The sequence below is a fragment of the Sphingopyxis terrae subsp. terrae NBRC 15098 genome (assembly GCF_001598815.1).
Lineage (GTDB): Bacteria > Pseudomonadota > Alphaproteobacteria > Sphingomonadales > Sphingomonadaceae > Sphingopyxis > Sphingopyxis terrae.
Window position 1 is genome coordinate 1 of the sequence record NZ_BCZQ01000028.1, and the last position, 13,750, is coordinate 13,750.

Sequence of the window (13,750 nt, forward strand, 5' to 3'; positions counted from 1 at the left end):
CCCCACCACCCTTCGGGCGGCCCCCCTCCCCATCGCTTAGCGACAGGGAGGATATGGCGCCCCACTGCATTGACACAGCAATACGCTTTCGCTATGCCCTGCATGGGGCAAGGGGATCGGTCTAAGAAGGACGACCCCGATGTATAGCGAAAGCGACCTGCAAGCTGCGGTCGATGCAAAAGTTCTGACGCCGGAGGCGGCCACCGCCTTTCGGACGCATATTGCATCGCTGCGCGACGCCCCCGGAGCGGATGAGGAATCCTTCCGGCTCATTACCGGTTTCAACGATATTTTCGTCAGCATTGCCGCGGTGATCCTGCTGGTCGCCGTGGCGTGGATCGGCGAATCGATCCATCCGGCGCTCGCGGGGGTCTTCGTCGCCGGGTCGGCGTGGCTGCTCGCCGAATATTTCACCCGCCGCCGCCGCATGGCGCTGCCCAGCATCCTGCTCGTCCTCGCCTTTTCAGGCGGCGTCGCCGCGACGATGATCGGCTTCCTCGTCAAGCATGGCGAGGCAATCTTCGGCAATCATCTGAGCGAAACGACCGGCGCGCTGATCGCCAGCGTCATCGCCTTCGTCACCGCGGGCGCGACATGGCTGCACTGGAGGCGGTTCATGGTACCCGTGACGATTGCCGCCGGCACCGCCGCGCTTGCCGCCACCGCGGTCGGGCTGATCCTCTCGGCCGTCGGAATGCCCGATCCGTCGCAGACGCTGTTGATGGCACTGATCCTCGTCGCCGGTGTCGGCGTCTTTACGCTCGCCATGTGGTGGGACCGCAGCGATCGGACGCGCACGACGCGGCGCAGCGACGTTGCCTTCTGGCTTCACCTGCTCGCCGCGCCGATGATCGCGCACCCGGTGTTCCATCTGCTCGGCGTCACGAGCGGCGACAATATCACCAGCGGCGCCGCGGTGATGGTCGTGGGCATTTATATCGTCTTCGGGCTGATCGCGCTTGCGATCGATCGCCGCGCGCTACTCGTCTCGGCACTCGCCTATGTGCTGTTCGCAATGACCGAATTGTTCCGCACCTTCGGCGCGGTCGAACTAAACGTCGCGCTCACGGCCTTCGTCATCGGTTCGGCGCTGCTGATGCTGTCGGCCTTCTGGCAGAATGCCCGGGCGGTGGTTGTCGGCATGCTGCCGGCGGACGTGGCGAACCAGTTGCCCGCTACGATCCGTCCCCAACCAGCTTCATAAGGTTGCGCTCGACGGGGGCGAGCACGTTAGAAAGCTCGTCCCCGCGCTTGAGCACTGCCCCGCCTTCGGAGACAAGGGCCCACATGCCCTGACGGCTCCGCAAGGCGGGGCGTTTTTCTATGCGATATTCGGGACGTTCGGCTGTGCGTCGAAAAGCCGAGAAGATCGCGACGTCGCGGTGGAAATCCATCGCATAGTCGCGCCACTTCCCCGCTGCGACCATGCGGCCATAGAGATCGAGGATGCGCATCAGCTCGTCGCGGTCGAAGCCGGTCTGTTGCGGCAATGCCCGCCCCGCATATGGAAGGGGCGTTACCGTCCCCATCAGGCGCTTTTCCGGCCTCCCTTGCGGCGCGGCGCATCATCGCCCTCACCCGATGCGGCGCGCTCATCGAGCAGCGTCTTGAGCTGCTTCTGCAACACTTCGAGCTGACATTGCAGGATTTCGAGCTTCTGCGTCGCCGGGTCGAAGGCTTCATTGCACGGGGTGCCATAGGGCACGAAGTCGCGCGCATATTCGGTCGCGTCGAGCAAGGTCGACCGCGCCGGGATGCCCACCATCACCGCGCCTTCGGGCACATCCTTGGTCACCACCGCATTGGCGCCGACGCGCGCGCGCGAATTGACGATCACCGGGCCCAGAATTTGCGCGCCCGACCCGACGATCACATCGTCGCACAGCGTCGGGTGGCGCTTGCCGCCGATGCCGTTCGCGGGATCGGTGCCGCCCAGCGTCACGCCCTGATAGATGGATACATTGTCTCCGATCTCCGCGGTTTCGCCGATGACGACGCCAAAGCCATGATCGATAAACAGGTGGCGGCCGATCGTGGCGCCGGGATGGATGTCGATGCCGGTCAGCCAGCGCGACAGATGATTGACGAAGCGCGCGAGGAAGAACAGGTCAGCCTCGAACAACCAGTGGGCAATGCGGTGCATGCCGACGGCGAGCAGCCCCGGATAGAGCAGAATTTCCCAGCGCGAACGCGGCGCGGGATCGCGCGCCTTGATCGAGTCCAGATAGGCGACGAGCCCGTTAAACATCGCAATTTCCCCTGCGACCCTATCTCGTTTGCGCCAAGATAGAGGCTCGGGGGCGGCATTTCCACCCCCGCCACAACACTTTCCGGTCAAAGGCCGGTAAGGCCCGTCAAAGGCCAGTCAGGCCGATCCGGAAAAGCAGCAAGCCTTCGCTGCGCCAGCGCCGTTCGCCGCCACGTGCCGCAATGGCCGCCGACCAGCGATCGAGCATCAGCAGCGCCCTGCCGCCGAGCAATCCGGGCGGGGGGGCCGGCCGGTTACAGGCATCGCGAAAAAGCTGCGTCGCGGCGTCCGCCGCGTCCTGCTGCCCGGCCAGCCAGACCAGCCCCCATCGCGCACCGCCCGCGCCGCCCGACAGCACGAACAGCGCCTCACCGAACGCTGCACCTGCCGCAGTCCGTGCGGCGGCGTCTTCGGCAAGCAGCACCGCCTCGGCGGCATCGACCAGCACCTCGAGCCCGTCCTGCCCCGCCCAGCTCTGCTGCAATTCGGCGAGCAGCGGCTCACCCTTCGGCAGCGCGGCGGGATCGGACGCAAGCAACCCCGCCATGTCGCGCCACCAGGCGAGCTTGATCTGGCCGATCATCGGCTCGCGCGCATCGGCCAGCAATTTGGTCAACCGCTCCGCGAGCGCCCACAGCGCCGCCAGCGCCTCGCGCCGCGCGCGCGGCACCGCAACCATCACGCGCGGGTCGCGAATGTCGGGATAGCCGTAGAGAATCGGCGAGGTTTCGGTCGTCATGCGATCGCGCGATAGAACAGACGGCGCCAAATAAGAACCGCTCGCCCTGAGCTTGTCGAAGGGCTGTTCTTCACTTCGTCGTTGCGAACGAAAAACGGTGCTTCGACAGGCTCAGCACGAGCGGAGTTCGGGCAGGTTCGGGATGTCAGCCGCGATTGCAAACCGTCTTCGCCGCCGCGATCACGCGCGGGACATCGACCAGCGCCGCCTTTTCAAGATTGGCAGCATAGGGCAGCGGAACGTCCTCGTCGGTCACGCGCAACACCGGCGCGTCGAGATCGTCGAAGCCCTGTTCCATCGCCACCATCGCAAGTTCGCTGGCGATCGAGCAGGTCGGCCAGCCTTCCTCGACAACGATCATGCGGTTCGTCTTCTTGAGGCTGGCGAGCACGGTTTCGGTGTCGAGCGGACGCAGCGTGCGCAGGTCGATCACCTCGGCCTCGATCCCCTCACCGGCCAGCGCGTCGGCGGCCTCGAGCGCAAGCCCGACGCCGATCGAATAGCTGACGATGGTGACGTCGGTCCCGGCGCGCATGATCCGCGCCTTTCCGATCGGCAGGACATAATCCTCGACGTCGGGAAGCTCGAAGCTGCGGCCGTAAAGGAGTTCGTTTTCAAGGAACACCACCGGGTCTTCGCTGCGGATCGCCGCCTTGAGCAGCCCCTTGGCGTCGGCGGCGTCATAGGGCGAGATCACGATCAGGCCGGGAACGCTGGCATACCAGGGCGCATAATTCTGGCTGTGCTGCGCCCCGACACGGCTCGCCGCGCCATTGGGGCCGCGGAAGACGATCGGACAGCGCATCTGGCCGCCCGACATATAATTGGTCTTGGCCGCCGAGTTGATGATGTGGTCGATCGCCTGCATCGCGAAGTTGAAGGTCATGAATTCGATGACCGGCTTCAGCCCGCCCATCGCCGCGCCGGCGCCAAGGCCCGCAAAGCCATATTCGGTGATCGGCGTATCGATCACGCGGCGCGGGCCGAATTCGTCGAGCAGACCCTGCGTCACCTTGTAGGCGCCCTGATATTCGGCGACTTCCTCGCCCATCACGAAGATGCGGTCGTCGGCGCGCATTTCCTCCGCCATCGCATCGCGCAGCGCCTCGCGAACGGTCAGCTTGACCATCGCCGTGCCCGTGGGGATCGACGGATCGGCGGCGCGCATGGCCGGCGCCGGCTTTTCGGCCGCCGGAGCGGGAGTGGCGGCCGGAGCCGGAGCCTCGGTGGGTGCCGGAGCGGCGGCAGGCGCGGGCGCCGGAGCCGCCTCTTCGCCCTCGCCCGAAATCGTCGCGATCACGGTGCCGACCTTCACATTGTCGGTCCCTTCGGGAACCAGGATCTGCGCGATCGTGCCTTCGTCGATCGCTTCAAATTCCATCGTCGCCTTGTCGGTTTCGATCTCGGCGAGAATATCGCCCGATTTGACCGCGTCGCCTTCCTTGACGAGCCACTTGGCGAGCGTGCCTTCTTCCATCGTCGGCGACAGCGCCGGCATCTTCAATTCGATGGCCATCTCAATATTGCTCCACCAGCACGTCGGTATAAAGTTCGGACGGATCGGGTTCGGGCGCGCTTTCGGCGAAGTCGGCCGATTCCGCGACAACCGCGCGGATTTCCTTGTCGATGTCCTTGATGCGATCCTCGCCGATGCCGGCGTCGATCATCGCCTTTTTCAGATGCTCGATCGCGTCGCTCTTGTCGCGCACCGCCTGCACTTCCTCGCGGCTGCGATATTTGGCGGGGTCCGACATCGAATGGCCGCGATAGCGATAGGTCTTGAGTTCGAGCAGGATCGGTCCCTTGCCCGCGCGCACCCATTCGAGCGCCGCCTCGGCCGCGCCGCGCACCGCGAGCACGTCCATGCCATCGACCTGCATACCGGGAATGCGGAAGCTTTCGCCGCGGCGATAGAGTTGGTCCTCGGCCGACGAACGGTTGACGCTGGTGCCCATGGCATATTGGTTATTCTCGATCACGAAGATGATCGGCAGCTTCCACAGCTCGGCCATGTTGAAGCTTTCGTACACCTGGCCCTGGTTAGCGGCGCCGTCGCCGAAATAGGCCATCGCAACGCCGCCGTCCCCGCGATATTTGTGCGCGAAGGCAAGCCCGGTGCCCAGCGCGACCTGCGCGCCGACGATGCCGTGTCCGCCGTAGAATTTATGCTCGACGCTGAACATGTGCATCGAGCCGCCCTTGCCCTTCGAGATGCCGGCCGCGCGCCCGGTCAGTTCGGCCATGATGACTTTCGGATCGATGCCATAGGCGAGCATATGGCCATGATCGCGATAGCCGGTGATCACGCTGTCCTTGTCGCCGTCGAGCGCCGACTGCAGACCGACCGCCACGGCTTCCTGCCCTATATAAAGGTGGCAAAAGCCGCCGATCAGGCCGAGGCCGTAAAGCTGGCCCGCCTTTTCCTCGAAGCGGCGGATGAGCAGCATCTCGCGATAGAATTTCTCGAGCTCTTCGGGCGTCGCCGCATAGGGGACGGGCTCGCGCGGGGTTTCGCGATTGCTCGCGGCAGCTGGGGTGGATGCAGTCTTTTTTGGCGCGGCAGTCTTGCGCGCGGGTGCTTTTGCCAAGGCGATATCCTTTGCGTTTGGCCGTTACGGCAAGGCCCCTATAGGAGAGCGACGCCCCGCTTGGCAACGCCCCGCGGGCATGGCGCGACTGCGTGGCTACCTATGCATTTATCGGCGGGAAAGCGCCGGTCAGCGCTGGCCGTCGGCCTTGGGCGCGGGGGCCGCGGGCTTTTCCGCGGGGTCCATCGGAATGGCGATCTCGTCGGGGTGCATCACGCCCAGCTTTTCGCGAACATATTCGTCGGCCAGATCGGGATCGACGCGCTGTCGCCCGAGCAGGTTCACCCGGTTCTGCAGCTCGTTCTGCTTCTTGGTGAGCTCGGACAGGATGACGCGCTTCTTTTCGACCGACTGGCCGTAATCGCCCCACGCATAAAGGCCGGTGGGCCCGAAAATGATATAGCCGATCATCGCCAGCACCGCGATCAGCGCCACCGTCGGCCCGACCGCCCGGCTTATCGATTTACGGAATTTGTGGCGCTGCGTCATTTCGGTTCTTGAATCAGAGTTGATTCGCGGCGTCAAGGCGGCATCGCCGCATTCGCGTCGTCCCGGCGCGCCATCCCAACAAAAATCGGGACGACGCGTGACTGGTGACTGATCGGGCTCCCTTTACCCGAAAATCGCCGCCCCCGGATAGCGCGCCATGTCGCCCAGCTCTTCCTCGATGCGGATGAGCTGATTGTACTTTGCTAGCCGGTCCGAGCGCGCGAGGCTGCCGGTCTTGATCTGGCCGCAGTTGGTCGCGACCGCGAGGTCGGCAATCGTCGCATCTTCGGTCTCGCCCGAACGGTGCGACATCACCGCGGTGTAGCGCGCCCGGTGCGCCATATCGACCGCGTCGAGCGTTTCCGACAGCGTGCCGATCTGGTTGACCTTGACGAGCAGCGAGTTGGCGAGGCCGGTCTTGATGCCCTCCTCCAGCCGCACCGGATTGGTGACGAACAGATCGTCGCCGACGAGCTGGCACTTGTCGCCGATCAGGTCGGTCAGCGCCTGCCAGCCGGTGAAATCATCTTCGCTCATCCCGTCCTCGATCGACTTGATCGGGTAATCCTTGACCAGCGCGGCAAGATAGTCGGCCATCTGCTCAGGGCTGAGCGACAGGCCTTCGCCGCTGATCTCATATTTGCCGTTCTTGAAGAACTCGGTCGCGGCGCAGTCGAGCGCCAGCACCACGTCGCTGCCAAGCTTGAAGCCCGCCTGATCGATCGACGCGGCGATGAAGTCGAGCGCAGCGCGCGTCGACGCGAGGTTCGGGGCGAAGCCGCCTTCGTCGCCAACCGCGGTGGCGAGGCCCTTCGCCGACAGGCCTTTTTTCAGCGTGTGGAATATTTCACTGCCCCAGCGCACGGCTTCGGCGATGCTGCCGGCGCCGACGGGCATGATCATGAATTCCTGGACGTCGATCGGGTTGTCGGCATGTTCGCCGCCGTTGATGATGTTCATCATCGGCACCGGCAGCGTGCGGGCGGAGACGCCGCCGACATAGCGGTAGAGCGGCAGGCCGCGCGCGTCGGCCGCGGCCTTCGCCGCCGCCAGGCTGACGCCGAGGATCGCATTGGCGCCGAGGCGGCCCTTGTTGGGCGTGCCATCAAGGTCGATCATCGCCATGTCAATCTCACGCTGATCTTCGGCATCGAGGCCGATCAGCGTCTCGGCAATCTCGCCATTGACGGCGGCAACCGCCTTCGTAACGCCCTTGCCCAGATAGCGGCCCTTGTCGCCATCGCGCAGCTCGACCGCCTCGTGCGCGCCGGTCGAAGCGCCCGAAGGAACCGCGGCGCGGCCGAAGCTGCCGTCTTCCAGCAGCACGTCGACTTCGACGGTCGGATTGCCGCGGCTGTCGAGAATTTCGCGGCCGTGAATGTCGATGATGGCGGTCATGGGTTGGGTCCTGCTGCGGGGCCAAAGGGCGGCCGATTGGAAAGGCGCCCGCCTGTTATCGGCGCCCCGCCGCCAAAGCAACACGTCGCATAGGAATTTCACGGGATTTTCGGCGCGCTATGGAACCAAATCGCCGCGCTTGCTATATAGATTGAGGTAGGACCGCGGACGGCGCGACGCGTGCGCGCCCCCAACAAGAATGAAGAGGACGATGTGATGGCCAAAGCCGCTACTCCCGCGACCAAGAAGGCAGCTCCCCGCCCCAAGGCACCCGCAAAGCCCGCCGCCACCAAGGCAGCGCCGGCCGCGAAGGCGAAGGCGGCGGCAAAGGATCATCCGATCCGCGACCAGCTCGCCGTGACCCGCGACACGATCAAGGCCGAAGCGTCGAAGAAGGCCGCATCGATCAAGGAAGATGCGACGAGCTTTGCCAATCAGGCATCGGCAAAGGCGCGCGAAGCCGCGACCAAGGGCAAGGACAAGGCGGCCGAAACCGTCGGCAGCCTCGCCAAGATGCTCGAGGATAGCGCAGACACGGTGGATTCGAAATTCGGCAAGCAATATGGCGATTATGCCCGCTCCGCCGCGACCACGGTGGCCGGCCTTGCCTCGTCCCTCGATCAGAAGGATCTCGACGAACTGGCGGGTGCGACCCGCGATTTCGTCAAGAAGAGCCCGGCGGTCGCGGTTGGTGCGGCGGCGGTGATCGGCTTCGTGCTGGCCCGTATGCTCAAGGGCGGGTCGAGCAACGACTGATCGCCCCTTGCCCGCACAGAAACCGACCCCTCCACCGACCTCTGCATCGGCGTCCGATCCGCACGGCTTCGGGGGCGTCAGCCACGGCTATGCGCCCGACGGGCCGCCCAGCACGCCGCCGCCGGTACCGCTCGAAGATATCGTCCGCGATCTCGTCGACGATGCCAAGCAGACGGTGCAGGCCGAACTGGCGCTTCTCGAAGCGCGCGGTGCGCTGGCCTCGCACGGGGTCAAATGGGCGTCGGCGTGGGGCTTCGTCGCGGCCTGCGCGCTGCTCGTGGCGTTGCTCGCGGTTGCCTTCGGCGCGATCCTGGTGCTCGCGCCGCACGTCGGCCCGCTGCTCGCGACGCTGATCGTGGTCGCGGCGCTCATCGGGCTCGCGGGCTTCGCCGGCTGGCGCGCGAAGCGCAGTGCGGGCGATGTGAAGCTTGCCCTGCGCAGCGACCTGTCACCGCAAGGGAGTGACGACTGATGTCCGCCGCCCGCAACCGCCTCGTCAACGCGCTGCGCCGGTCGATGCTGCAGCGCACGGCCTTGCGGCGTCAGGCCGACACGGCGCGCGCCGCCTTCAAACCGAGTGCGCTCATCGATCGCGGCAAATATCGCTTGCAGGCAAAGGTCGACGACACCGCGCAGGCGGTCCGCGATGAATTTCGCAGCAACCGCCTGCCGATCGCGCTGGCCGCGGTCGCCGGTACTCTGTGGCTCCTGCGCGAGCCGATCAAGGAGCATGCCCCCCGCCTCGCGCGGCGCATCCAGAATGTGGCGAGCGATCTTGCCGACCGGCTGCGTCCCGCTACCGCGGACGCGGTCGAAGATATCGAACAAATGGAGGAAGACGATGAAGCCCTTCGGTGAAACCGCCCGCGACGCGCAAGCAAAAGCGAGTGAACTTGCGGAGAAAACCGCGGAAAATGCGCGTGCTACCGCCGAGGCGGCCAAGGCGCGCATCCAGGAAGGCTATGGCCGCGCCCGCGCCGCGACCAGCGACATCGCAGACCGCACCCGCGCTGCGTCGAGCGAGTTGGCCGCAAAGGGACGCGAACGGGCCGACGCCGCGCGCGAAGCCGCCGGTCACGCCTATGAAAAGGGCAAGGCGCAGGCGACCCGTGCCAACGGCAAGCTCAAGGACATCGCGAAGGACCAGCCGCTGACGCTGCTCGCCGGTGCCGCCGCGATCGGCGCGCTGCTCGGTTCGCTGCTTCCGAAGGGTCGCAAATCCGACTAAAGCCTATGCAGGGCCTACTTGCCCGGACGGCGCGGTGCTGTTAGGGGCCTCGGCCTCTCCCTTCCCCACGCCGTAGCGGCAAGGAACCTGAAAATGAGCAAACTGCATCTGGTGTTCGGCGGGCGCGTCAGCGATCCGCAGGGCCTCGATTTCGTCGACCTGTCGAACCTCGACGTCGTGGGCCTGTTTCCCGATTACAAGTCGGCCGAAAAGGCATGGCGCGCCGCCGCGCAGCGCACGGTCGACGATGCCGAGATGAAATATGTCGTCGTCCACCTGCACAAGCTCTTGCAGCCCGACGCGGCATAAGCGCCGACAGGCGAATGGCCCGCGTCGCCCCCGCAAACCCGGGGACGACGACCGATCAACGGAAATTGTCGGCGTAAGCCTGGATCTTGAGCGTGCGCACCGGGGTCGGCATGACCTCGACCTCGATCCCGTTCTTCGCCGCATAGGCAATCGCTTCGTCGCGCGTTGCGAAGCTCAGACGAAGCTGCCGCTGCGTATCGCCGCTACCCGCCCAGCCCATCAGCGGATCGGCCTTGCGCGCTTCGGCAGGGGCATATTCCAGAAACCAGCGCTGGGTGCCGGCACGGCCCGACTGCATCGCATTCTTGGGCTTCTGGAAAATACGCGCTTTCATCGGAGAGTCCCTGACTGGATTGCTATGCCGTCGCCTTAGCGGCTCTGTCGCGCCGCGAAAAGGGGGCTATTGCGCATCGCGCCGCGCCTGCGCCGCCTTGGTCAGCAACGTTGGGCGCGCGGTCGCCGGATCGTCGGGCCAGCTATGCTTGGGATAGCGGCCGCGCATTTCCTTCGCGACCTCGCGCCAGCTTCCGCTCCAGAACGACGCGATGTCGCGGCTCGTCTGGATCGGACGGTGCGCGGGCGAGGTTAACGCCAGAACCAGCGGAATCGGCGGGTCGCCGACGGTCGGATGGCGCGCCAGCCCGTACATCTCCTGCACCCGCACGCTGACCGTCGGGCCGCCCTCGGCACCATAATCGATCGCATGACGGCTGCCGGCAGGGGTGGTGTAATCGGCGGGAGCAAGCTTTTCGAGCAATTGCCGCGCCGGCCAGTCGAGCAATCCCATCAGCGCATCGGTAAGCCGGCGATCGCCAATATCGCGCAGCCCGCGCGCGCCATCGAGCAACGGTTCAAGCCACAGGTCGAGACTGTCGGCGAGCGCGCCCGTCGACAACGCGTCGAGCCCGGCAAAGGACGCGCGCTGGCGCAGCGCCTGCGCCGCGGACCCCCAGCCGATCAGCCCCAGCCCTTTGTCGCGAACCGCGGCAAGCCGGACCGCCACATCATCCTCCGCCCCCGCATCGCGCCCGGCCTTGCCGCTTGACAGCGCGATCGCGCCCAGTCTCCGCTCGCGCCGGTGATCGACGCGGTCGTTCGCGGCGTCATAGACGCTTGCGCTCTGCTGGACGATGCGATCGGCGAAGATCGCCTCGACCTCGGCCGCCGCGATCGGCGCAGCGGCGAGGATGCGGACGCCGGCGGCATGGCCCTGCGCATCGGCGATGGCGAGCCATTCGGCATTGGCGAGCGGGTCGACGGGATCGATCTTGTAGGCCCGCCCCCCGACGCTGAGATATTCGCCGCGCTGGCCGGCGCGCTGGCGCGCAACGCGGTCGGGCCAGGCGGTGGCGATCCAGCCGCCGATCGAGCGTGTTTCGTCCGTTCGCGGGCCGGACGCCAATCGCTCGCCAACCCGGGCAAGCCGTCGCGCGAGCCGCCGCGCACCCTCGGCACGCTCGCCCCTGATGCCCCGCCAGCGCCCCAACCGCGCCTCGACATCGGCGCCGCGGCCGCCGAGGCCCGGCTCGGTCAGCAGGACCGCCAGTTCCCCTGCCAGATCGCCCTCGCCCGCCGCCGCCGCGTCAAGTAGCATATGCGCGAGCGGGACCGGCAGCGGCACCGCCGCGAGCGCCTTGCCATGCGCGGTAATTCGCCCATCCTCACCCAGCGCACCGATCGCCTGCAACCGCGCCTTCGCCTCTGCGATCGCAGCGGGCGATGGCGGATCGAGCCAACCGAGCTGGCGCGGGTCGACGATCCCCCAGCTCGCGCAGTCGAGCACCACGGGCATCAGGTCGTTCTCGTGGATTTCGGGCGGATCGAAGGGGGGCATCCCGGCGGTCGCCGCCGCCTCCCACAGCCGGTAGGCAACCCCCGGCCCCTGCCGCGCCGCGCGCCCCGCGCGCTGCGTCGCCGACGCCTGACTCGCGCGTTCGGTGACCAGTCGCGCGATACCCGCCGCCTTGTCGAAGCGCGGACGCCGCGACAGGCCGGCATCGATCACGATTCGCACCCCGTCGATGGTCAGGCTGGTTTCAGCAATGCTCGTCGCGAGGATCAGCTTGCGCGCGCCGCCGGGATCGCGAACCAGCGCCTTGCGCTGCATCGCAGGGTCGATCTGCCCATGGAGCCGGTGGACGACAAGCGGCAGACCCGCCGCCTCGACCGCCGCCGCTGCGCGCTCGATGTCGGCGGCGCCGGGCAGAAAGGCGAGCATGTCGCCTTCCTTCTCATCGGCCAGCGCCTGCCGTACCGCGGCGAGCACGCTCGCCTCCAGCCAATCCTCGGCGCGGCGCCCGATATGGCGCAGATCGAGCGGCCAGCTCTTGCCTTCGCTCTTCACCACCGGCGCATCGCCGAGCAGCGCCCCGAAGCGCGCGCCGTCGAGCGTTGCCGACATCGCCACGAGCCGCAGATCGTCGCGCAGCCCCTGTTGCGCATCGATTGCGAGCGCGAGCGCGAAATCGCCGTCGAGGCTGCGTTCGTGGACTTCGTCGAACAACACCGCCGACACGCCTTCCAGTTCAGGATCGGCAAGAATGCGGTTGCGGAACAGACCCGGCGTCATCACCAGAAGGCGCGTCGCCGCCGACTGCTTGCTGTCGAGGCGCGTCGCATAGCCGACCGTCCCGCCGACCGCTTCGCCCATTTCCTCGGCAATGCGCTCGGCCGCCGCCCGCGCCGCGAGGCGCCGTGGCGAGAGCAGCCACACCGCGCCCTTGCACCATGGCTCGCGCAGCAAGGCCGGCGCGACGCGCGTCGTCTTGCCCGCGCCCGGCGGCGCGACGACGACGGCGTTGGGCTTCAAGAGCAGCGCCGCCATGATGTCGGGCAGCACCGCGTCGATGGGCAGGAAGGGCCCGGCGGTCGTCATCGCCGCCTCAATAGGCGCGGGCGACCGCAAAGGCGACGGCTTCGGTCAGCGCCGCCTTGGCCTGGCTGCTGCGAAAGCCCCCGATGGCATCGACCGCGCGCTGACCATAATGCCGCGCGCGCGCCAGCGTGTCGGCGATCGTGTCGTGCTTGAGCAGGAGCGAGGTCGCATAGACGAGATCGTCGTCCGAAGCGCGGTGGCCGACGATGGCCTGCTTCCAGAATTCGCGTTCTTCGGCGCTGCCGCGCGCGTAAGCGAGGATGACCGGCAGGGTGACCTTGCCGTCGCGGAAATCGTCACCGACCCCCTTACCCATCGTTTCGGCGTCCGAAACATAGTCGATCGCATCATCGACAAGCTGAAAGGCGATGCCCAGATTGCGGCCGTAAGCGTCGAGCGCTGCCTCGGTCGCCTCGTCGCGCTCGGCAACGACCGCAGCGATCTTGCACGCGCTGGCGAACAGTTCGGCGGTCTTGGCGTTGATGATCGCGAGATATTGGTCCTCGCTGGTTTCGACGCGGCGCTGCGCCGAAAGCTGGTTCACTTCGCCTTCCGCGATCACTGCCGAAGCATGGCTGAGGATCTTGAGCACCTTGAGCGAGCCGTCCTCGACCATCAGTTCGAACGAACGCGCGAACAGGAAATCGCCGACGAGCACCGACGCGCTGTTGCCCCAGATGATATTCGCGGTCTTGCGCCCGCGGCGCAGGTCCGATCCGTCGACGACATCGTCGTGGAGCAGGGTCGCGGTGTGGATGAATTCGACCGCGGCGGCGAGCTTGCAATGGCGGCGCCCGGGATAGTCGAGCAACTGAGCGCAGGCGAGCGTCAGCATCGGACGCATCCGCTTGCCGCCGCCCGCGATCAGATGGCCGGCGAGTTCAGGAATGAGCGGAATTTCGGACTGCATCCGGTCGAGGATGACCGAGTTTACCTCGTTCATGTCGGCGGCGACAAGCGCCATCATCGGATCGAGCGAGGGCGGACGGTCGCCGTGGAGCTGATGGATTTCGGCAGTCATGACACGGGCTGCCTTGGCCGTGCGCCTGCAATTTTGCAACGACTTTCGGCTTGCCACCCGCCCCCCGCCGGTGCCAAGCGTGCCCGACGCAAGAGGAGC

The 13,750-nt window shown here is 66.5% G+C and carries 16 protein-coding genes; 6 read left to right on the plus strand and 10 right to left on the minus strand.

The window, feature by feature from the left end:
• Positions 1 to 139 precede the first annotated feature (139 nt).
• Positions 140 to 1,204, plus strand: coding sequence for a hypothetical protein (locus STE01S_RS15215; RefSeq protein ID WP_062769217.1), 1,065 nt, complete (start codon positions 140 to 142; stop codon positions 1,202 to 1,204).
• Here STE01S_RS15215 and STE01S_RS15220 read toward each other — a convergent pair.
• The 7 genes from STE01S_RS15220 to eno all read right to left on the minus strand — a co-directional run bounded on the left by STE01S_RS15220 (position 1,176) and on the right by eno (position 7,462).
• A complete protein-coding gene (locus tag STE01S_RS15220; RefSeq protein ID WP_062769220.1) occupies positions 1,176 to 1,529 on the minus strand; it encodes a DUF2794 domain-containing protein in 354 nt (117 codons plus the stop codon). The genes STE01S_RS15215 and STE01S_RS15220 overlap by 29 nt on opposite strands.
• Positions 1,529 to 2,248 carry a serine O-acetyltransferase gene (gene cysE, locus STE01S_RS15225; protein ID WP_058812031.1) on the minus strand — a complete coding sequence of 240 codons (720 nt, stop codon included), beginning with the start codon at positions 2,246 to 2,248 and terminating at the stop codon, positions 1,529 to 1,531. The genes STE01S_RS15220 and cysE overlap by 1 nt, the downstream gene beginning before the upstream one ends.
• Before the next feature lie 106 nt (positions 2,249 to 2,354).
• Positions 2,355 to 2,987 carry a hypothetical protein gene (locus STE01S_RS15230; protein ID WP_062769223.1) on the minus strand — a complete coding sequence of 211 codons (633 nt, stop codon included), beginning with the start codon at positions 2,985 to 2,987 and terminating at the stop codon, positions 2,355 to 2,357.
• A 145-nt stretch (positions 2,988 to 3,132) separates the two neighbouring features.
• Positions 3,133 to 4,503 (minus strand): pyruvate dehydrogenase complex E1 component subunit beta, encoded by a 1,371-nt coding sequence (locus STE01S_RS15235; protein WP_062769226.1) that lies wholly within the window; start codon positions 4,501 to 4,503, stop codon positions 3,133 to 3,135.
• 1 nt (position 4,504) lies between these two features.
• Positions 4,505 to 5,575 (minus strand): pyruvate dehydrogenase (acetyl-transferring) E1 component subunit alpha, encoded by a 1,071-nt coding sequence (gene pdhA / locus STE01S_RS15240; RefSeq protein WP_003039108.1) that lies wholly within the window; start codon positions 5,573 to 5,575, stop codon positions 4,505 to 4,507.
• A 129-nt stretch (positions 5,576 to 5,704) separates the two neighbouring features.
• Positions 5,705 to 6,064, minus strand: a complete 360-nt coding sequence (locus STE01S_RS15245; protein ID WP_058812028.1) for an FtsB family cell division protein — start codon at positions 6,062 to 6,064, stop codon at positions 5,705 to 5,707.
• 123 nt (positions 6,065 to 6,187) lie between these two features.
• The gene (gene eno / locus STE01S_RS15250; RefSeq protein ID WP_062769229.1) at positions 6,188 to 7,462 is read right to left on the minus strand and encodes a phosphopyruvate hydratase; all 1,275 of its coding nucleotides are present in this window, start codon (positions 7,460 to 7,462) and stop codon (positions 6,188 to 6,190) included.
• Positions 7,463 to 7,642: 180 nt separating this feature from the next.
• On the opposite strand from eno, the gene STE01S_RS15255 reads away from it, so the two are divergent.
• The 5 genes from STE01S_RS15255 (at position 7,643) to STE01S_RS15275 (ending at position 9,755) form a co-directional block, all read left to right on the plus strand.
• On the plus strand, positions 7,643 to 8,218 hold the full coding sequence (locus tag STE01S_RS15255; protein ID WP_040589091.1) for a hypothetical protein: 576 nt from the start codon (positions 7,643 to 7,645) through the stop codon (positions 8,216 to 8,218).
• A gap of 7 nt (positions 8,219 to 8,225) precedes the next feature.
• Positions 8,226 to 8,690 (plus strand): phage holin family protein, encoded by a 465-nt coding sequence (locus STE01S_RS15260; RefSeq protein ID WP_003039121.1) that lies wholly within the window; start codon positions 8,226 to 8,228, stop codon positions 8,688 to 8,690.
• Positions 8,690 to 9,076 carry a hypothetical protein gene (locus tag STE01S_RS15265; protein WP_062769232.1) on the plus strand — a complete coding sequence of 129 codons (387 nt, stop codon included), beginning with the start codon at positions 8,690 to 8,692 and terminating at the stop codon, positions 9,074 to 9,076. The genes STE01S_RS15260 and STE01S_RS15265 overlap by 1 nt, the downstream gene beginning before the upstream one ends.
• Complete coding sequence (locus STE01S_RS15270; protein WP_062769235.1) at positions 9,060 to 9,446, plus strand: hypothetical protein; 387 nt, start codon at positions 9,060 to 9,062, stop codon at positions 9,444 to 9,446. The genes STE01S_RS15265 and STE01S_RS15270 overlap by 17 nt, the downstream gene beginning before the upstream one ends.
• 93 nt (positions 9,447 to 9,539) lie before the next feature.
• The gene (locus tag STE01S_RS15275) at positions 9,540 to 9,755 is read left to right on the plus strand and encodes a DUF4170 domain-containing protein (protein WP_062769238.1); all 216 of its coding nucleotides are present in this window, start codon (positions 9,540 to 9,542) and stop codon (positions 9,753 to 9,755) included.
• Between the two features lie 55 nt (positions 9,756 to 9,810).
• Here the strand turns inward: STE01S_RS15275 and STE01S_RS15280 are convergent, their stop codons facing one another.
• The 3 genes from STE01S_RS15280 to STE01S_RS15290 form a co-directional block, all read right to left on the minus strand.
• Positions 9,811 to 10,089 carry an ETC complex I subunit gene (locus STE01S_RS15280; protein ID WP_003039130.1) on the minus strand — a complete coding sequence of 93 codons (279 nt, stop codon included), beginning with the start codon at positions 10,087 to 10,089 and terminating at the stop codon, positions 9,811 to 9,813.
• Positions 10,090 to 10,155: 66 nt separating this feature from the next.
• Positions 10,156 to 12,630: an ATP-dependent helicase HrpB gene (gene hrpB, locus STE01S_RS15285; RefSeq protein WP_062769241.1), complete on the minus strand. Its 2,475-nt coding sequence runs from the start codon at positions 12,628 to 12,630 to the stop codon at positions 10,156 to 10,158.
• A 7-nt stretch (positions 12,631 to 12,637) separates the two neighbouring features.
• Positions 12,638 to 13,651, minus strand: coding sequence for a polyprenyl synthetase family protein (locus STE01S_RS15290; RefSeq protein ID WP_062769243.1), 1,014 nt, complete (start codon positions 13,649 to 13,651; stop codon positions 12,638 to 12,640).
• Between the last annotated feature and the right edge of the window lie 99 nt (positions 13,652 to 13,750).